Below are 18,429 nucleotides of genomic sequence, written 5' to 3'. Positions count from 1 at the left end.
AAAGTTCAGAGTCATCGCAGCGTTTTCATCTGATTACACTGCGCGGCCGTCGAGTTGACTGCGATGGGACTTCCGTATGAGCTACAGCGACCACGATGTTCACGAGGGCCGACGGCTGATGAACGACGGCCGCGAAAACCGGCTGGTGATCGGCGACAAACTGCTGTCCGTGACCGCCGCGGGCGGTGACGGCGACTTCGACCGGTACTGCGACGAGATCAGCCTGAGCCCTCGCACGGGGCGCCAGTATCGGCACACTGCTCGCCTGTGCACCCCGCCGGTTCGGCAGCTCGTGGCCGAAAGCGGCGTCCACGTCAGCTACAGCGCGCTGAGGGAGGGCGCCCGCCTGGCGCCCTCCGGCAAGCCTTACGACGAGGGCTACAGCACGCTCCGCGAGCTGCTTCAGGAAGCCTGTGATGCAGGCGCTGCCCGCATCAGCATCCAGCAGTACCAGCGGGCCCTGGGGGCGGGGCCAGGCCTCCAGGAACTGCTCGACCCCTCCGGCACCACGTCGGTATCTGAATACCTGGCCGCACTACCACCCCTGGAGCGCGAGAAGGTTCTTCGCGAATTGGTGGAGGAGGACGCCGGGCTCCACGACGCCATCAAGCGCGTCATGGACGACAAGCGCCGCCGGGAGCGCGAGATGCGCGGTCCCGAGTGCGGCGGAGGCAAGCCCGACAAGGCCCAGGCTCTGGCGAGGGACCTGGTGCGGCTGCGGGACCAGGCCACTGCGTGCATGCACCGGTACCCGCCGTCCGTCGCCATGACGTTCACCGGCGAACAGCGGGCCGCGTGCAAGGAAGTACTCGGCACGCTGGAAGTCCTCACGACCTGGGTCAGGGTCAGGACCGACGACCAGGCGGCTGGGGCTGCCTCGGAGCGGGCCGCAGCCCGGGACCTGGTGGGCGTGTGATGCAACCGGCCGCTGACGACGGCGAGACCCGTCTCGATGCCGACGTCGACGAGTTCGCCACCCACGACCGCAAGGGGGGATGGGCCCGGGCACTGATCGTTGCCCGCCGCGTCACTCCCCGGGCTGGCCAGGGCTTGCGCACCGACCGGCAACTTCCTTTCGCACGAAAGGAAGTCTTCCTCCAGATCAGCGCCACAGAGTTCGCCCGCCGTACGGGGGTGAGCATCAAACGCGTCATGGCCTTCTACCAGGCGTGGGAGCGTGCAGCCCGGGACGGGATTGTCCCCACGGCCAAGGACTTGGCGCCCGGTACTGCGGTCGCTCTGCCGGATGAGGACGCCGTCCCGTTCTTCGGCGAGAACGGCTACTACCGCAGCTGGGAAGCGAGCCTGAGAGAAGAGCGCCGCCAGGCCATCGTGGTCGAGGCCGAGCGTGCTGGCGTCAAACCCAACAGCTCTGTCTTCATCGCCGGTCATCCAGCAGCCTTGACGGCCGCGGTCGTGGCTGACGCCACCTCCCGCAACGCGGCCCTGAGGGGCATCGAGGAATTCGAGCGGCGACAGGACCAAGAGGACACCGAGGCGCGGGCCGCAGCCCAGCAAACCGTCGAGGAGCGCGACCGTCAGCGCGGCTTGGAGCAAGAATCGCCGGACGCGCCAGGGTGTGACGCGGGGGCAGCCCCGGAGCCGGAGACCGCCTTGGACGTCAAGCGGGCCGTACGTGCCGCAATCCAGGAGAAGGCCGACCAGGACGTGGCCTTGCAGGTCTTTACCGAGATGACTGAGGTCCGCTTGGGCACGCTGCGGGCCCTGTCGTTGCTGCAGCGTTATCAGGTGCAGTTCACAGGCGACCGGAGCCGGGCGATCAGCGAGCTGTGCGGGGCCGCGCAAGCCGCCCTCGCCTTCATCCGCGATCTGGCTTCTGGCCCCTACACCGCACTCAACGACGAAGCCCTGCAGGCATTCTTGAACGAGAGCGAGAAGAAGCTGGGATGAGTCCCAAACGCGACAACGCCGCCCCGTCCCGGGGTGAACAGGACGCGATCGACGTGCTGCTGTGGCTGGGCCACAATGCCGGCCGGGAGCTGGCTTACGCGGATATCGCCCGCGGCACCGGCATCCCCGACAGCAGTCGGCTGCGGCGTGCGGTGCCGAAGGCTCGGGCTGCTGCCGCCTTGCTCGGTCACCGCCTGGAGCAGTTCCAGGCCTCCCGCGACCCGCTACGGCGCGGAGTGCGGGTGACGCGATTCCACAAGCTGGGCCAAGGCGATGAGTTCGGCGCTCGGGATGCCTTGCTCGCCTGCCGCAAGGCCGTGGCGTACATGGGCGACATGCATCGCGCCTGCACGTTCGAGGCCAGTAATCCGCACAGCATCGAGCCGGAGGCGTTCGGGCAGATGGCCGGTGCTGTCGACGGTTGCATGAAGACCGTCAGCGGTGTGGAGGGTCTGGGCAGCAAGGTCTTCAAGGCTCAGGGGACCATCCGGCGCCAGGCTGAGAGGATCGCGGACCTGGAGGCCCAGGTCGCCGAACTGACCTCGCCGCCGTCCGCCGCCTCGGCCTGACCCGGGCGCCTGGCACGGTCCTGCGGCGCCAGCCGCAGGACCGTGCGCGTCACCGCAGGTCAGCCCGGTTGATCTGCTTGAGCATCTGCTTGCCCGCTTCGCGGGCGGCGGCCAGGTCGTCCTCGGTCTCGGCGAGCTTGCGCCGTAGGTCATCCCGTTCGGCGCGTATTTCGTCGCGTTCCAGGGTGAGCCGCTCCACAGCTGCCAGCAGTTCGTTGACCCGAGCGGTCAGCTCTTTGGCGCCGGCCTGCTCGATCTGGGCGCCCAGCTGGCGCTGGACGACCTTTCGCAGGCGGTCGCGCTCCTCGCGCAGGGCTTTGTTCTCTTCCTTCAGCAGGGCCAAATCGGTGGCCAGGCTCGCCGCCGACGCGTTCGCCCCGGCCTGGACTGTGCGTCGTTCGGCCTTGGCCTGGCCCTTCATGGCGGTCTCGATGGGCTCACGCACGCCCTCGGCGTAGACGAGCCAGTTGGAGACTCCGGCGGCGCGGGCCACCCCAGCGAAGGTGATCTTCTCCCCTCGCTCCTTCATAGCGTCCAGGACGGCCAGGACCTTGGCGCGTTTGGTGTAGCTGTCCTTCTTGCGGGCTTCACGCAGCACGTCGCCGGGGGTGCGCTGGGCCTTGCTCATGCCGTGTCACCGTCCCGTGGGGCGGGGAAGTCGGGCATGCCCAGCGCGACCGAGCGTCCTTGGGCGGCCCGTACCTTGCGCAGGGTCGTCGCGGCCTGCTCGACCTCGTCCCGCCCTTCCACGCTCATGGCCTCCATCAACTTCCGCATCGTGTTGACGACCCCCTTGAATGTTGCGATCTGGTCGTCCAGGTTCTGGATGATGAACGCGTCCGTCTCCATCATGACGGCCATCTCCTTGTTGGCCTTGAGGGAGCGGATGTGGTCCTCGATGGCGGGCAGGTAGGACGGATCAGGCCGGTAGGAGGGACAGCCGGAGCACTGGAAGCGGATCGGACATGCCTTACCTCCGGCCTTGACGTTGGACGGCTCGGTGCAGTTACCGAATGGCACCGCCACCGCGCGGGCCTGGTAGGCCGTGGCGGAGGCCATCGGAGCGGACCGGCCCGTGCGGTCCACGGTGTGCAGGCGCATGACGTTGACGGCCTGCCGCTTCCGCTTCTGGCTGATCTTGTAGTAGCGGTGGGTGGTCTGGATCGACTTGTGGTCCATCAGCTCACGCAGCACGTCGATGGGAACCCCGGCATCCGCATGCCGCTGAGCGTAGGAGTGACGGAAGGCGTACGGGAAGATCAACGACGTGTCGAAACGCACCCGTTCGCTGTCGCGGCCGATCTCCTCTCCGAGCAGGGGCGGCAGGATCTTGGTCCACTCCCGGATGATGGTGGCAATCTGGCCGGAGTCCAGGTGCCGCACCATGCCGCCGTCTCCAGCGGGCGGGAAGAGGTAAGGCTCGCTGCCCACGGGCAGGTCGAGGGTGTCGCGTACGGCCAGCCAGGTCCGGATGGTGGTGACGGTGTCGGTGTCGACGGGCAGGCGCCGCCTCTTGCGGCGGGCCTTGCGGTTGTCCCAGACCAGTTCCCAGTCGCCGTCGGCGTACTGGAGACAGTCTGTACGCAGTTCGCCGATCTCATAGGGGCGCCGACCGGTGTCCCGCAGCAGCTCGTAGACGGCGCGGGCCATCGCCTGCACCTGCTCGGCCGTCATCCGGCCATGGGACAGGCCACGGCCCAGCAGCCCGATGTGCTGGTCGAGTTGAGCGATGACTGTCTCGGGCAGGGCCTTGCCCGGCTCCTCCTCGGCTGCCTCATCGTGCTTGATGACGTGCGTGGAGTGGCGGGCGAAGCGGCCGGACATGCCGTCCAGGTGCCCGGCGGCTCGGTTGTAGTCCAGGACCTTGAAGAAGAAGGACAGCAAGGCACCGCGCTGCCTGCTGGACAGCGGGGAGCCGTCCCGCTTGGGCAGGTGGCGGAAGGTGTCGACCACCGCGTTCATGTCGGCGAAGGCGAGCGCGGCCGGGTCCTGGCCGCCGCCGGGACGCACGTCCAGGGCGCGGGCAGCGGCCAGGCATGCCTGGTGGGCTCGGCGGACCTCGGCGGTGGTCGGCTTCGTCTCGTTGATCCAGGTGACCAGGATCTGCCGCAGCCACCCCTGACGGATTCCGGTGACATCCAGGAGGGCGGGCCGGTGGGTGGGCCCCCCGCGCACACCGCGCACGCCGAGTTCCGACAGGTCCAGCACGTCCCGGCTGGTCGGGTCGATGCCGTTGAAGCGGTCGAAGGCCGAGCGCAGGATGCGGTGGGTCTCGCGCAGCAGAGCGTCCACGTTCGCCTGCCGCGGGCCTTGTACCCGTTCGACTTCGGCCGCAGCGATGCTCTCCACCCGGTCGGCGAGGTAGGCCACCGCCTGCCGCACGGCGACCGGGTCGATCTTCTGCCCGCGCTCGTCGCGCTGCTGGAGTGCGTAGAGCACTTCCAGGCGGGCCACCGCCCCCAAGGGCGCCAGGGAGAACTGGTGGACGTTCAGGTGCGGCGCCTGACGCTCCAGCCATTGTGCATCCACCACCGTCGGCCGCTGCCCGCCGGAGGTGGCAATGTGCTTCTTCCAGCGGGTCTGGTGCATCTGGCACAGCCCGTGGGTGGCCCGCGCGTCGTAGCGGCAGCCGTCCACCCGGCAGGCCGGGGAGGGCGGATACGGGCTCTGCCTGGCGATCCAGGCGTCCAGGTCAGAGCCGGGGTCGCGCTGCAAGTCCTTGTGCCGCAGCGAGCCGTGGGCGTTGCACAGCCCCCATAGGACCGCATCGCGTGGGCACTCCCCAACCTTGCAGGAGACGCGCTGCCCGGAGATCACCCGGTTGCGGTCGGGCACGAAGACGGCCGTGAACTCCTTCAGGGCCAGACCACTTGCGCGATGTGCCTTCTCGCAGGTGGCGCACAGGCCCCGGGTCTTCGACAGGCCGCCGCAGGCTGCCACGGTGCACCGGAAGACCACCGTGCGGCGATTGTTCACATCCCCGGTGAACAGCCGAGCACCCGCATCCCACTCGTCCGGCCGCCACCCGTCTGCGAGGTGGTCACGAAGCCACGTAACCCACTCGGTCAGGACCTGGTGCGTCACTTCTTCTGGCGTGGGCTCGGCGGCCGGGCGCGGGCCGTGCAGCGGTACGACATTCCCCGTCGCCGTCACGCGCGGGCTTCCCTTCTCTTGGCGGCCACCATCTTCACGGCGTCGCGTTTGTCCTGGTCAGTGGCGTGGGTATACGGGTCCATGGACTGCGGCGCGGCGTGTCCGGCCATGTTCTGGGCGACATCGCGGGGCACCCCGGAGCGGACCCACCGGGTGATCGCGGAGTGGCGGAACATGTGCGGGCGGGCGGTGAACCCGGCCCGCTTGGCGAGCCGTTTGAAGAGCTCGTACGTGCTGGGGTACTTCATCGGCTCGCCCAACGGGGCGTGGAAGAGGTTGACGAACACCATGTCGCAGCCTGCAGCCTCGCTCACCTCGTCACGCTCGTAGCGGTAGTCGGCGTACAGGGCGACGGTGTCGGCCTCCACCGGAATCCAACGCGGCTGAGCGGACTTGGCGAATGCGCCGTTGCTGTTCAGGCGGCGGCGCACGTGGATGTGGGGGCCCTCTATCCGGCAGCCCAGGGCCGTGGAGTCGGGCAGGAAGTGCATGTCCTCCCGGCGTAGCCCCAGCGCCTCACCGATGCGGACCCCGGCGACTGCCAGTAGTGAGACGAGGAACCGGTCCCGGGCATGGGTGGTGCAGTCGATGACTTGCGTGATCTGCTCGTCGGACAGCCACTCGTACCCTCGCACCGCGACACGGAACTTGATCCGCCTTGCCTGAATCGCGCGGTGCTGGCCGTCCTCGCCCGGGTCGAAGCCCGGCGGGGCAAAGTGCAGGAACTTCGGCTGCACCAACTGGCTGACTACGCTGGCCGGAACCCAGCCCTGGAGTGCGGACCATGACAGGAACTCGCCGACCGTCCCCATGATCGCGTTCGCGGTCTCCTTGCTGCGAAACCGCGGCTCCGGATCAGGCCTCCGCCCCCGCGGCGGCAGCGGCTCATCGATCAGCCACCGCATCATCGCCATCAGTTGGGCCAGGCTCGGCCGTGTCCAGTCCATGCCGACCTCGGCGCAGTACGACAGGTACAGGGCGATCCGACCCGCGTACGTCCGCTCGGTGTTGTACGCGCGGTCGGCGCCCCGCAGCCCGGCCAGGTAGGCACACGCCTCAACGTGCAGCTCGAAGGACTCGTTGACGACGACCCAGTACGTGGTCTCGTCAGCGGCTATAGCTCGCTCAGATCGGAAGTGACGGCGCAGAGCAACAGTGGTACCCAACGTGCCTAACATCCCTTGGATATGTGTGAGGCAAGTACGAGCTCATCCTACTTGCCTCACATGTCTTAAGGAGCTTCAGCACCCAAGATAACGATCAGTCCCATGGCGTACTCGGACGTTGCCATTCCGGCATCCCGGGCGCCGGTGCGCGTCCCCGCCCATCGACGTGACACCCACGCCCGCGCCGAGCCGTACCCATACCCGTACCCGTACCCGTACCCGTACCCGTGATCGTGATCGTTTCCCTGGAACCGCCCCTGTCCCTGCCCCGACATACCAACCCCCATGAGATGTCCCCTCGTTGAGATTCGAGATTTCCTGTCCTTGCTCACAGCCCTCTCCCTTCCGGGCTCGCAGCCGCTCCGCTTCCTTCCTGGCTCGCGACCGCTCCTCCTGCGCGCGGCCGACGGCACCCCTTCAGCGCGCGCCGAGCAGCGCTCCCCCGAGGCCCATGACCACCGGCACCACCCCGAGCGCGATGAACGCGGGCAGGAAGCACAGCCCCACCGGCGCCGTCATCGCGACCGCGGCCCGGCGTGCCCGGGCGGTCGCCTCGCGGGCTCTCTCCGCCCGGCAGTCCGCGGCGAGGCGGGCCACGGGAGCGGCCGCGGGCGCCCCGGACTCCCCCGCCCGCTCCAGGAGCCGGGCCAGCGCCCCGGCGCCCGGCACAGCGCCCAGCTGCCGCCAGGCATCCGCGGGCTCACCACCGAGCCGCACCTGTGCCGCGCCCCACGCGAGCCGCTCGCCGACCGGCCCGCGCAGCGACTCCCCGACGGCTTGGGCCGCCACGACAGGCCCGGCCCCGGCAGCCACGCACGCCGCCACCAGGTCGGCCGCCAAGGGCAGTTGCCGCGCCGCCTCAGCCGTGTCGAACTCCGCCTCCGCGACGGAGCCCCGCCCCATCCGCGCCACGACGCAACCGAGCCCCACGCCGACCACGAGGCCCGTCACCCCGCCGAGCAACGCCCACCCGGCGGCGACCGCGCCGACCACGGCGAGCCGCACGCGGACCCCGTCCCGCCGCCCGGACAGGCCGCCACGCCACCGCCCGCGCCACTCCGGCCTCCACGGCCAGGGCCGATCCGCCCGCCCCTGCCCGCCCAGAGCGGCCACCACGCGTCGGCCCAGGGCCCGTTCACGCCGGACCGCCGTCGCCGCGAGGGCCAGCCACAGCACCGCCACCGCCGACCACACGGCCACCCCCAGCCTGTGGAAAACCTCGGCCTCGCTCATCAACCTTCCGCCTTTCGCATGATCCGCAGCGCCCACCAGGCACCCGCGCCCTCCAGGAGCCCGCCCACGAGGAGGCAGCCGAAGCCCGCTCCCGTGTGCAGCAGCACCCACAGCGGCCGGGCACCGAGCGCGCTGCCCATCAGCAGGCCGAGGGCGGGAAGCCCGGCGAGCAACACGGTTGTCGACCGGGCGCCCGCCAACTGCGCCCGCAGGTCGGAGCGTTGGTCTCGCTCGGCGCGCAGGGCGCCCTCCAGTCGCTCCAGTCCCGTCGCGAGCCCCGCGCCCCGGTCGACGGCGACCCGCCAGCAGGCCGCGAGCCCCAGGAGCCCCTCGGCGCCGGGCTCCCGGGCGGCCTCGCGCAGCGCCCCCGGCACATCCCCGCCGAACCGCGCCGCCGCGAGCACCCCGGCCCACTCCCCGCCGAGCCCCCGGCCCAGCGACCCACCGGAGCCCGTCGGACCTGTGGCCCTCGGATCGGCCCGGCCCGCTGCGGGGCCTTCCGTGGCCGTCCGCAGCGCCTCGCCCGGCTGCCGCCCCGCGCGCACCTCGCCCGCGAGCGCACCGCACAGAGCGATCACCGCGTCCGTCCGCCGCTCCCGCTCCCTGCGGGCCTCCCGGGCCCTGCGCAGCCGCCCGGCCAGTGGCACGCCGACCGCCCCCGCGACGAGCGGAACCATCGATTCACCCAGGGCCGCGATGGCCAAGCCGCCTGCCAGGACCCACACTTCGGGCCCCACGCGGCCGCCGAGCCGGTCGCGTGCCCCGGCAACTGCCCGGCGCCACAAGGGCCCGGGGCCCACCGTCCCGGGCACTGCGAGCGCCAGCCTGGCCCGCCGCAGCTCCCGGCCCCGGGCGCGCCCTCCCAGGAGCCACACCGAACCACCCGCGCACAGCGCCGCGCCCCATGCCATCGCCGCGCTCACGGGGTCTCACCCCGGCTTCCCAGCAGGGTGCTCAACCGCCGCCAGCCCCGCTCCTGGACGAAGCCGCGCTCGCCCCACCGCAGCGCGGGCACCGTCGTCACGAGCCCGGTGGGGTCGCGCTCCAGGACGTGCACCTCGGCCACGCGGCGGCGCCCGGCCCGGTCCCGGGCGAGGTGGATGACCACCGAGAGCGCGGCCGCGACCTGGCTGTGGAGGGCCGCGCGGTCGAGCCCGGCGGCCGTGCCCAGGGCTTCCAGGCGGGCCGGGACGTCCGCCGCGGCGTTCGCGTGCAGGGTGCCTTCTCTGAACTACCGAGACGACGCGAACCGACGTGTCCAAACCTGACCTCATGGGAATCCTGAGGATCCGGGCAACGCCCGCACCTCCGTGTCCGTCCTGACACAGTCGTTCCTATTTCTGACGGCTTTGACTGACGACTATGGTGAGCGGCCAGAGCTGCGGGACGGGCGGCTGACGCCGACCTGAGGGGGGACCGTGATTCCAGCACTCACCGGTGGCGGCCTGCTGCCGCCTGGCCGTCATCCTGCGACGATTGCCGAGATCGAAGACTTCTTCGTGGAGCGAGCACCCCACGCCGATCACCGACGGCGTATCTTCCGTGCCTTCCAGCTGTACTCGGAGCTAATCGGGGAGATCGTCGCGAGCGGGACCTTTTGGGTTAACGGAGGGTTCTGCACGTATAAGGAGGAGCCGCCGGAGGACATTGATCTAGCGGTACTCGTTGACCCGACACTGCCTCTGACGGGTAAGGATCACGAGAAGCTGGCATCTCTGATCACGCTCAAAGGTGTGCAAGCGATGGAACCTCAGGTCTTGGCTGCCCGTCTGCAGCCCATGGGGGGCTTGATCGACAGCTTCTTGATTGTCGCGGGCGTCGTCGCGCAGGAGGAGTATTGGGATGAGACGTGGTCCAAGGTGAAGGGGCCCGACGGGCAACTGATCCCCGGGGCAGTCAAGGGATATCTGGAGGTGAGCTGGTGAATAACGATCTTCGGGAGAAGTATCTGCGCGCCCTCCAGACGACTGAAGGTGATGATCCACTATCCCGACTCGCCAGGGCCAGCCTTCAGGCATCAGCGACAAAGTTCAGTGGGCTGGGCCTGCTGGAGACCGCTCAGGGACCTGGCCTGAACTTCCGACTTGCGGACACAGAGCACGGTGGCTTGATTTCCGCCAACGAGGTAGCGGACTTCCTGCAGCGTGTCCAGCGCGCTGTGGCCCGGCTCGCCAAGGCTCGACGCGCTCGCGTCGCAGATGTGGTCAAGCTGCAACTGCTGGACTTTGAGGTTGCTCGGCTCGACGTGGCTGCTTCCACGCCTGGATCGGTCATTGTGGACCTTCGGCCTCACGCGCAACCAGCGGATGAGGAGAGCGGCGAGTTGGCTCCTGTTGGCGTTTCCTGGGCCGAGATCGGCGCTGTTGAGCTTGTCCGAGCTCTGCCCGAGGGGCCCGAGGATGAAGAGTCCTTGGACTCACTCTTCAGTGCGTCGCCGGTCGTGCGCCGAGCAGTGTCCGACTTGATCGTCGGTTTGCCTAATCCGAAGCTCGACATCAGCCTGGCTGTCCAGCGCGGAACTGGCGAACGCGTCGTTTCTGCAATCTCGGCAGGTCAAGCCGAGTCTTTGCGTGAGCGTCTCAACATCTTCCGTGAGGAGCGGGAGATCATTCGGATGCAAGGTCGGCTCGATGGCCTTCGGACCCGGCGCCAGATCTTTTACTTTGAGACGCCAGCAGGTGTGGAGATTCACGGCTTCGTGGACGAGTCGCTGGTCAACGTAGTCAAGGCCAACTTGGACGAAGAGGTCGAGGTCGCACTTGAAAGCTTCGTCCTGCGCTCAGCCGCCGGCAGGCGGAGCCAGCGCCGCTATCGGCTGATCGAGGTGGCTGGCCAGCAGTCCCAGCTCCCTCCTGCCAGCGAACTAGACGATGAATCAGCTCAGGAATCCTAGAGGCCCTCCGCTTTGTTACTGCGGGCCGCGGCCTGATCCAACTTGGGAATCCCGAGGAAGATTGATTTTTTCTTCCGTTCTTGCCTCGCTGTGATCTGAGAGATCTTCTCTTGGGTCGCAGCGAGGCTTGTAGATAGACCTTCCACTTCACCGAGCCATCCTTCGCGCTCGGCTTCACTGATTCGGGCAGTAAGATTTTCACGAATCTCGACCAGGCGTGACATGTCTCCGAAATCGACGATAAGGACCGGGCAGCGAACACAAGCGTGCTCGTGAACGCATTCCGTTCCGTAGGCCCGCCCGCAGCTGCCGAGGGCGAGCTTTCGCTTCTCGAAGTGGCCGAGGAAGTCGTTCCACTCTTCGGGGGTGACAGCGCGGTATTCTTCGACAGGCCTGAGTGCCCGCCGGCGCGCGATGAAAGCCCGGTGGGACTCGATCGCGTCGACCGGATAGATCGCCGCGTAGCCCATCGTGCTGTTGATGTTGTTGTGGCCTGCGACGACTTGGGCAATGTGCGGTGGTAGGCCGCTGAGGATCGCGTCGGTGATGAAGATCCGCCGGAAGTCGTGGAGCTGGAACGTCAGCGGCTTGCCCGCGCTGTCGGTGAGCCCGGTGGCTTCGAGGGTCTGGTTGATCGCCTTGCGGATCGTGCTCTCCGCGAGCGGCCGGTTCTGGCCGGAGACGTGCCACTGATAGAGCAGCGGCATGGGAGGGCTCCAGACGCCTTCGTGTTGGTCGTAACTGGAGACCAGGGGGACGCTCCCGTCCGGACCGCGGACGCGCGACACGATCGCGCTGAGCACGTCAGCGAGTTCAGGGCTAATGAGCAGGAGACGTTCTTGGTCGGTCTTCGACGGCGCGATCTGTAGCAGCGGAACCACTTGCCCGGTGCTGGGGAGCTTGTAGCTGATGATGCTGTGGTGGCCGAGTTCGCGGAGTTCTTCGATGCGAATGCCGGTGTGCTGGAAGATCTCGATCGTTGCCCAGGCCCAGAACGCGATCTTTTCCTCGGTCGCGAGCAACCGGCGGCGACCGTGCTCGTCGCGGACGCTCGCTGGCCGTCCCTCTGGGCGATTCGTTAAGCGGGGGGCGGTGAAGGTCTCGCCGAGCACTGTGAACGGCGCCCCTGGGGCTGCGGCATAAAGAGCTTCGAGGCGAAGGCGGGCTTCTTTCAGGCGACGGTCAGCGACTCGGACGAGCGTGGGCAGGACAGGCAAGCGTTCACGAGTCCGCTGGTCCTTCCTGGACTTTTGCTGCCTTTCGAGCTTCCTGTCGGAGCATTCACCCTCGCTGATGGGGACGGGCGCCGCCCATTGCCCCCAGCGTTCCGGCTCGTCAAGAGCCCACTGGGCGATGTCCAGGTAGAAGGCCCGGACTTGGAGCTTGACGGAGACCGCGCTGGACCGCGGTTCGACGGACTCCGTGACAGTTCCATCGGCTTGGCGCCGACGGACCGTCCTGGTCGCCAGGCGGACCTTCCAGGCCTCACTCACGTCGAGCGGGAGATGCAGCGAGTCGATGCCTGGGTGATGTTGTTCGAGGTCAGCCCAGAAGTTCTTGGCGAGAAGCGACGACAGCCTCTTCAGCGAGTTGTAGTCAAGGGCGGGCTGGCGCTCGGTGAGGTAGGCGACCAGCAGGTCACGGATCGGCTGGCACTTCAGGTGGTAACGGTCCACGAGTTCCGCGGGTCCCACTTGACCCGTGCGGTGTTCGATCATGAGGAGCGTTGAGGGTGCGTCGGGCGGGAACTGGCCCTGTTCGCGGAGCCAGGAGTAGGCAAGCCGGGCGCCTCGCGCGGTCTCGGACTTCCCCAGCTGGACCTGGACGAGGAAGTCACCGACCACGATGTCCCGGACCTTGCCGCCGTAAGACCCGATGATCTGCGCGACCGCCTTCAGCCCGTCCGAGACGTAGCGGGTGCCGCGGACAGACTCCGGGACTTCTGCTTCGAGTTGTGCGAAGCCTTCCGGGTCGCGGCCAGCCGCAATGGCCGGACGGGCGTAGCGCGATGTATTCGCAGCGAACCACGGCGGTGCCGGGCGGACGACATCAACGCTGATCAGTGCCAGCAGGCCAGTTCGGACCATCGCCGATGAGGGCTTCCGCCCCACCGATCTTCCCCACTCCATCGCCGACTCGTGCCAGGTGCCCGCTGTCATGTCGGCGCCGGTGGCCTGCCATCGCTGCTGCCAGGTCTCCCCGGGAAAGGTCTCCAGCCAGGACAGAACGAATCGGGCCCCGACCGCGCGGACGGATCTCGCCGAGTTGCTCACGTCCCCAGGAAGCCGCTGGACTCGGAGGAGAATCCGTTCGCGGTTCGCTGTCGTCTCCGGCCAGCTGGTGGGGCGGGCCCGAGGCGGGAACTTCTGCAGTAGCACCGTCACCTCGCCGCCGGCCAACGTGCGGTTGAGAAGCAGCTTGGGCGACTCGATGGTGCGTGAGGTCATGCCCTCGGTCCTCCGAACAGGTTGCGGAGCGACTCCGGGTCGTAGCCGGGTGCCGGAACCTCCACCGGAGCGGCGGTCCGCCTGCGCTCGCGGCGGGCGTGATGGGCGAGACCCGCCTGGATCACCTCGTCCTTGCTGGGGGTGAGGTACTTCTGCGTCGTGGTCAGATATCGGTGAGCGAGGATGTGCTGGACATAGGTCACCTGCATCTCCGGGTCGTTCGCCATCCGGTAGGCCGCGGTGTGGCGCAGATCGTGCAGGGTCCAGTTCGCCCCGAGGACCTCGTTGACGCGGACGAACATGGCTCGGGCGGCGTGGTAGTTCAAGGGTCGCCAGGGTCGCCGCAGGGTGCACCACAGCGGCTGGTTCCGCCCCCGCGGGACACCCTTTTCCCAGGCGTCCTCCTGGTAGAGCCGCAGCCAGACGAACATGTCCGGTGAGGCGGGCAGCTGCTGGTAGGCCTGGGTGCCCTTGCGGACGACGCCGACCAACTGTTGCCCGGGCAGTGCATCGCGTTCCTTGGCTGTCAGGAGCTCGCTGGCCCTGGCGCCGGTGGAGACCCAGCCAGCCAGCAGTGCCCGGTCCCGGTCCGAACGCAAAGCTGCGAAGACCTCGGTGTACTTCTCGTCCGGGATTCGCCGTGGTGCTCGCTCCGGGACCTTGGGACGGTAACGGCCTGCTCTGGCGGCCTGGAACTCGTCCATCGGGTTGTGGTGGGCATGCGCGCGGCCACGCCGCCGCGTGCGGTCCAGCGGGAAGGGGTTGACCAGGAGGGAGCCGCTGTTGAGGTCCAGGTGGAAGTCGTAGAACGTCCGCAGCACCGTCTCGCAGTGTGCGCGAGTGGAGGCCGCGTACTTCGTGCCGATGGTGGGCTTCCCGGTCACGGGATTCGGCGACCCCGCGGGCAGCTTCCCCGCCTGATGCTGTCGGGGCTCCGGCAGCCCGGCACTGTCCTTGCCGCGTCGACGCCAGTGCGTCCGTACCGGCTTCGAGGCGAGCCGCATCCAGAGCATGAAGTCCCGCGCATCTTCGCGGACGGCGCGGTCCCAAGGCGTCTCCGTGGCCCACAGGAACCGCCACCAGCGCAGCAGGTCGTGGCCGTACGACCGCAGAGTGGAAGCTGGGGTCGAGCTCGCGAGTAGGTCCTTGAAGTAGAGCGCGACCGGCTCCACACGTTGCCCTGTGCCGTCGAGCAGCCGATACGGCTCCCAGGAATCGCCAGTCTCCTGTAACGCTCCGACCTCCGGCAGCACGAAGTCCATCAGGTCCCTCACGGGACGCGGCTCAAGCATGCGCGGAAGCTAGCAGGGAGGGGCTCTGAACTGCGAGAAGAACTAGGTTAGTTCAGTCAACACACCGCAGCCGCCCTCGTGGCCCGTGTTGAGCGCGGCCAGGAGATGCACGACCTCCGCGCCCCGGACCTCGCCCACGACGAGCCGGTCGGGCCGCATCCGCAGGGCCTGGCGCACCAGGTCGTCGAGGCCGACGAACCCCGCGCCCTCCTGGTTCGCCGGCCGGGTCTCCAGGCGCACCACGTGCGGGTGCTCGGGGCGGAGCTCCGCGGAGTCCTCGGCGAGCACGATCCGCTCCCCCGGGCCGACCAGGCCCAGCAGGGTGCTCAGGAGCGTCGTCTTGCCGCTGCCCGTGCCGCCGCTGATCACGTACGACAGACGGGCGTCGAGCAGGGCGCGCAGGACGCGCTCGCCGCCGGGCGGCACCGTGCCCGCGGCCGTGAGCTCCGCGAGGGTGAAGGCCCGCGGCCGTACGACCCGCAGCGACAGGCAGGCCGAGCCGACGGCGACCGGGGGCAGGACGGCGTGCAGCCGGGTGCCGTCCGGAAGGCGGGCGTCCACCCAGGGCCGCGCATCGTCCAGGCGCCGCCCCGCGACCGCCGCGAGCCGCTGGGCGAGCCGCCGCACGGCCGCCGCGTCCCGGAACGCCACCTCCGTGAGCTCCAGGCCGCCGCCCCGGTCCACCCACACCCGGTCCGGCCCGGACACCAGCACATCGGTCACCGAAGGGTCCGCGAGCAGGGGTTCGAGCGGGCCCGCGCCCACGAGCTCGGAGCGCAACTCCTCGGCCGCCCCGAGGACTTCGGCGTCTCCCAGGACGCCTGCCTGCGCCCGCAGGGCTTCGGCGACCCGGGCCGGGGTCGGCTCCGTGCCGTTCGCGGCGAGCCACTGGCGTACGCCGTCCAGCATGCGGGCGCCCACGACCGCGTTCATACGCGCCCTCCGGTGGCGTCGGCCGGAAGCTGCTGCCAGAAGGCGGCGCAGAACCGGGCGAGCGGTCCGCGCGCCAGGCCGCCGGGTGGCTGCCCGCCGTCCTGGGCCGTCACGAGGCCGTGCTCCCAGGGCAGCTCGCCGATGAGCGGCAGCTGGAGGAGGCGCGCGACCTCGCCCGCGTCGAGCCCGTCACCGCCGTCGAGCGCGCCGCGCCCGGACCGGCCGGGGGTGGCCACGACCCGCAGGTCCCGCAGCACCATCCCTGCGGCCGACGCGACCCGGCGCGCCCCGGCCACCGCGCGCAGCTCGCGCGGCACCACCAGGAGGCCCAGGTCGAGCTGGGCGAGCGCCTCGCCCACCGTCTCGTCCACACGGCGCGGCAGGTCCACGACGACCACGCCGCCGCGCCTGCGGGCCGCGGCGAGGACGGCCCGCATCGCCTGTGGGGCCACGGCGACGGTGTCGCCGCGATCCCAGCTGAGCACCCGCAGGTCGTGCAACTGGGGCAGCGACTCCTCCAGGGCGCCGCCGCCGACCCGTCCGCGCGACTGGGCGAAGGCGGGCCAGCGCAGCCCGTCCGCGGTCTCGCCGCCGAGCAGGACGTCGAGCCCGCCGCCCAGCGGGTCGGCGTCGATGAGCATGGTGCGCCGCCGGGAGCGCGCCGCCGTGACGGCGAGGGCGCAGGCCAGGGTGGAGGCTCCGGCACCGCCCCGGCCGCCGATGACGCCGAGGGTGAGGGCGGGCCGCCCCACGCCCTCGGCCACGTCGGCGATGCGGTCCACCAGCCACTGCTCGCCGTCCGGCAGGACGAGGACCTGCTCGGCGCCGATCTCCACCGCGCGCCGCCACACGTCGGAATCGTCCTGATCCCGCCCAACCAGCACCACCCCGCGCCGCCGCGCGGCTCCCCGCACCCGGTCCGCCGCGTCGTCCCCGACCAGGACGAGCGGGGCCGACGCCCAGGTGTCCCTGCCGCCCCCGCGCTCCGGCACCCCGTGGTGCACCTCGGGTCGCGCACCCGCCGCGGCACACAGCCGCAGCAGGTCATCCAGCAGGTCCGCGTCCTCGGTGACGATCAGTGGTGCGCCCGGCCGCCCCTCGGACGGCGGCGACGCGTCGCCCGCAATGACTCCGCCCACGATCTCCAGCCCCCTCTCGCTGCAAGTCCTTCGAATGCGCGCCGTGCGCATCCGGATCCGAGCCCGCGGAGACCGGCCAATGGAATCCGGCCATGAACTTCACGAGCGGAATCAGCGTGCTGCGCCCCCGGAAATCGTGTGGATCTTGGTCAATAACTGTGGAGAAGACGGGGGCTGTGAATATCTCCGTCACCCATACCGGTGAGGCCCCGAACGACTTCCGCAGCGCAGCGCTACGACTACACACAGTGAGGAATCTTGGGCATGGCTCAGCGTCGTTCAAGCGGCTCATGAGGGTGCTGGGCGATCATTAAAGATCAGAAACCGGGGGCGAAAACCCATCCGGACATGCGACGACCCCCGCCGGGGGGGAGAGCGGGGGTCGTCCCCTCGGTCCGACTCGGGGGGGGAGGAGCCAGACCGGGTTAGCACGGTCGCGAACGATCCGTGACTTCCATGGTGTACCCGAGAGCCTTCTCAGGCAAACCCACGCGCCTCAGCTTACGCCGAATGGTGGGCGCCTATGCTCGGGCTCGTGGAAAACCACTCCTTGCCTCGCACGGCCGCCTTCTTTGACCTGGACAAGACGGTCATTGCGAAGTCGAGCACCCTCACCTTCAGCAAGTCGTTCTACCAAGGCGGCCTGATCAACCGCCGAGCGGTACTGCGGACCGCATATGCCCAGTTCGTGTTCCTCGCCGGCGGCGCCGACCACGACCAGATGGAACGGATGCGCGAGTACCTGTCCGCGCTCTGCCGGGGGTGGAACGTGCAGCAGGTCAAGGAGATCGTCGCCGAGACCCTGCACGACCTGATCGACCCGCTCATCTACGACGAGGCCGCCTCACTCATCGAGCAGCACCACACCGCCGGGCGGGACGTCGTCATCGTCTCCACCTCGGGCGCCGAGGTGGTCGAGCCGATCGGTGAACTGCTCGGCGCGGACCGGGTGGTGGCCACCCGGATGGTCGTCGGCCCCGACGGCTGCTTCACGGGTGAGGTGGAGTACTACGCGTACGGCCCGACGAAGGCGGAGGCGATCAAGGAGCTCGCCGAGTCGGAGGGGTACGACCTGGAGCGCTGCCACGCCTACAGCGACTCGTTCACCGACATGCCGATGCTGGAGGCCGTGGGCCACCCCCACGCCGTCAACCCCGACCGGGCGCTGCGCCGCGAGGCCCTCGCGCGCGAGTGGCCGATCCTGGACTTCCACCGCCCGGTGCGGCTCAAGCAGCGGCTGCCCGCGCCGCCCCGCCCGGCGCTCGTCGCCGCGGCCGCGGTGGGGGCCGCGGCGGCCACCGCGGGCCTGGTCTGGCTCGCCACCCGACGCCGCGCCGCGGCAGCGAGCTGACACGCGCGCGTGGGATGCGCCCGGCCTTCGACGCGCGGGATGCACCCGGGCTTCGAGGGGCGACCGGAAAGACCCGTCCGTTTCACCCTTGTTTGAACCTAAAAGTAAAGAAGTGCGGCCAGGGCTTCCGCTTCCCCCAGGACAGTAGTACAAAGGAGTCAACGGCCCGCGAGACCAAGGACATCCGAGAGGATTACCTTCAACCGCAGAATTGGCCCCACGGACCGAAGCATGAACACCGAGCACCCACGCGACGTCGACCCGTCGATTACGGGCCAGCCGCACCAGGTGACGGGCAAAGTTCCCGACCTGATGGGCACATGATTCGAGGACGCTTGGTAA

At 69.3% G+C, this 18,429-nt stretch carries 14 protein-coding genes and 2 pseudogenes; 6 read left to right on the top strand and 10 right to left on the bottom strand.

What is annotated here, in order from left to right; all coding sequences use genetic code 11:
• Window positions 1–76 precede the first annotated feature (76 nt).
• From MQV74_RS22830 to MQV74_RS22820, 3 genes are read left to right on the top strand one after another with little or no spacing between them, the layout of a single operon-like run.
• Window positions 77–916, top strand: coding sequence for a hypothetical protein (locus MQV74_RS22830; RefSeq protein ID WP_242720433.1), 840 nt, complete (start codon window positions 77–79; stop codon window positions 914–916).
• On the top strand, window positions 916–1,911 hold the full coding sequence (locus tag MQV74_RS22825; protein WP_242729000.1) for a hypothetical protein: 996 nt from the start codon (window positions 916–918) through the stop codon (window positions 1,909–1,911). The genes MQV74_RS22830 and MQV74_RS22825 overlap by 1 nt, the downstream gene beginning before the upstream one ends.
• Window positions 1,908–2,480: a hypothetical protein gene (locus MQV74_RS22820; protein WP_242720431.1), complete on the top strand. Its 573-nt coding sequence runs from the start codon at window positions 1,908–1,910 to the stop codon at window positions 2,478–2,480. Before MQV74_RS22825 ends, MQV74_RS22820 begins: the two co-directional genes overlap by 4 nt.
• A gap of 49 nt (window positions 2,481–2,529) precedes the next feature.
• On the opposite strand, the gene MQV74_RS22815 is transcribed toward MQV74_RS22820, so the two are convergent.
• From MQV74_RS22815 to MQV74_RS22790, 6 genes and pseudogenes are all read right to left on the bottom strand, one after another.
• Window positions 2,530–3,108 carry a DUF6262 family protein gene (locus MQV74_RS22815; protein WP_242720429.1) on the bottom strand — a complete coding sequence of 193 codons (579 nt, stop codon included), beginning with the start codon at window positions 3,106–3,108 and terminating at the stop codon, window positions 2,530–2,532.
• Window positions 3,105–5,456: a tyrosine-type recombinase/integrase gene (locus MQV74_RS22810; protein ID WP_242720427.1), complete on the bottom strand. Its 2,352-nt coding sequence runs from the start codon at window positions 5,454–5,456 to the stop codon at window positions 3,105–3,107. The genes MQV74_RS22815 and MQV74_RS22810 overlap by 4 nt, the downstream gene beginning before the upstream one ends.
• Before the next feature lie 173 nt (window positions 5,457–5,629).
• The gene (locus MQV74_RS22805) at window positions 5,630–6,799 is read right to left on the bottom strand and encodes a tyrosine-type recombinase/integrase (protein WP_242720425.1); all 1,170 of its coding nucleotides are present in this window, start codon (window positions 6,797–6,799) and stop codon (window positions 5,630–5,632) included.
• A 417-nt stretch (window positions 6,800–7,216) separates the two neighbouring features.
• Complete coding sequence (locus MQV74_RS22800) at window positions 7,217–8,032, bottom strand: type II secretion system F family protein (RefSeq protein WP_242720423.1); 816 nt, start codon at window positions 8,030–8,032, stop codon at window positions 7,217–7,219.
• A complete protein-coding gene (locus tag MQV74_RS22795; RefSeq protein ID WP_242728998.1) occupies window positions 8,032–8,943 on the bottom strand; it encodes a type II secretion system F family protein in 912 nt (303 codons plus the stop codon). The genes MQV74_RS22800 and MQV74_RS22795 overlap by 1 nt, the downstream gene beginning before the upstream one ends.
• An 8-nt stretch (window positions 8,944–8,951) precedes the next feature.
• Window positions 8,952–9,254: pseudogene (locus MQV74_RS22790) on the bottom strand (TadA family conjugal transfer-associated ATPase); the annotation flags it as partial.
• 196 nt (window positions 9,255–9,450) lie between these two features.
• Between MQV74_RS22790 and MQV74_RS22785 the strand changes: the two are divergent.
• Together MQV74_RS22785 and MQV74_RS22780 are read left to right on the top strand one after the other, a co-directional pair.
• Window positions 9,451–9,957 (top strand): DUF6932 family protein, encoded by a 507-nt coding sequence (locus MQV74_RS22785; RefSeq protein WP_242720421.1) that lies wholly within the window; start codon window positions 9,451–9,453, stop codon window positions 9,955–9,957.
• Window positions 9,954–10,925: a hypothetical protein gene (locus MQV74_RS22780; protein ID WP_242720419.1), complete on the top strand. Its 972-nt coding sequence runs from the start codon at window positions 9,954–9,956 to the stop codon at window positions 10,923–10,925. The genes MQV74_RS22785 and MQV74_RS22780 overlap by 4 nt, the downstream gene beginning before the upstream one ends.
• Here MQV74_RS22780 and MQV74_RS22775 read toward each other — a convergent pair.
• The 4 genes and pseudogenes from MQV74_RS22775 to ssd all read right to left on the bottom strand — a co-directional run bounded on the left by MQV74_RS22775 (window position 10,922) and on the right by ssd (window position 16,736).
• The gene (locus MQV74_RS22775) at window positions 10,922–13,372 is read right to left on the bottom strand and encodes a site-specific integrase (protein WP_242720417.1); all 2,451 of its coding nucleotides are present in this window, start codon (window positions 13,370–13,372) and stop codon (window positions 10,922–10,924) included. The genes MQV74_RS22780 and MQV74_RS22775 overlap by 4 nt on opposite strands.
• Complete coding sequence (locus MQV74_RS22770) at window positions 13,369–14,664, bottom strand: tyrosine-type recombinase/integrase (protein ID WP_242720415.1); 1,296 nt, start codon at window positions 14,662–14,664, stop codon at window positions 13,369–13,371. The genes MQV74_RS22775 and MQV74_RS22770 overlap by 4 nt, the downstream gene beginning before the upstream one ends.
• 57 nt (window positions 14,665–14,721) lie before the next feature.
• Window positions 14,722–15,597, bottom strand: a pseudogene (locus MQV74_RS22765) (TadA family conjugal transfer-associated ATPase); the annotation flags it as partial.
• Complete coding sequence (gene ssd, locus MQV74_RS22760; RefSeq protein WP_242720413.1) at window positions 15,594–16,736, bottom strand: septum site-determining protein Ssd; 1,143 nt, start codon at window positions 16,734–16,736, stop codon at window positions 15,594–15,596. The gene ssd and the pseudogene MQV74_RS22765, both read right to left, overlap by 4 nt.
• A gap of 523 nt (window positions 16,737–17,259) precedes the next feature.
• Between ssd and MQV74_RS22755 the strand changes: the two genes are divergently transcribed.
• On the top strand, window positions 17,260–18,087 hold the full coding sequence (locus MQV74_RS22755) for an HAD family hydrolase (RefSeq protein ID WP_242720411.1): 828 nt from the start codon (window positions 17,260–17,262) through the stop codon (window positions 18,085–18,087).
• Window positions 18,088–18,429 lie beyond the last annotated feature (342 nt).

This window comes from Streptomyces sp. AN091965 (assembly GCF_022698285.1).
GTDB lineage: Bacteria > Actinomycetota > Actinomycetes > Streptomycetales > Streptomycetaceae > Streptomyces.
Note: the sequence above shows the minus strand (reverse complement) of the source record. Positions and strands in the feature narration are given on the sequence as shown.

What these genes read in the sequence shown, in the direction of transcription:
- MQV74_RS22830 (WP_242720433.1), top strand. Translation starts at nt 77, where the DNA reads ATGAGCTACAGCGACCACGATGTTCACGAGGGCCGACGGCTGATGAAC.
- MQV74_RS22825 (WP_242729000.1), top strand. Translation starts at nt 916, where the DNA reads ATGCAACCGGCCGCTGACGACGGCGAGACCCGTCTCGATGCCGACGTC.
- MQV74_RS22820 (WP_242720431.1), top strand. Translation starts at nt 1,908, where the DNA reads ATGAGTCCCAAACGCGACAACGCCGCCCCGTCCCGGGGTGAACAGGAC.
- MQV74_RS22815 (WP_242720429.1), bottom strand. Translation starts at nt 3,108, where the DNA reads ATGAGCAAGGCCCAGCGCACCCCCGGCGACGTGCTGCGTGAAGCCCGC.
- MQV74_RS22800 (WP_242720423.1), bottom strand. Translation starts at nt 8,032, where the DNA reads ATGAGCGAGGCCGAGGTTTTCCACAGGCTGGGGGTGGCCGTGTGGTCG.
- MQV74_RS22795 (WP_242728998.1), bottom strand. Translation starts at nt 8,943, where the DNA reads ATGGCATGGGGCGCGGCGCTGTGCGCGGGTGGTTCGGTGTGGCTCCTG.
- MQV74_RS22775 (WP_242720417.1), bottom strand. Translation starts at nt 13,372, where the DNA reads ATGACCTCACGCACCATCGAGTCGCCCAAGCTGCTTCTCAACCGCACG.
- MQV74_RS22770 (WP_242720415.1), bottom strand. Translation starts at nt 14,664, where the DNA reads ATGCTTGAGCCGCGTCCCGTGAGGGACCTGATGGACTTCGTGCTGCCG.
- MQV74_RS22755 (WP_242720411.1), top strand. Translation starts at nt 17,260, where the DNA reads ATGCTCGGGCTCGTGGAAAACCACTCCTTGCCTCGCACGGCCGCCTTC.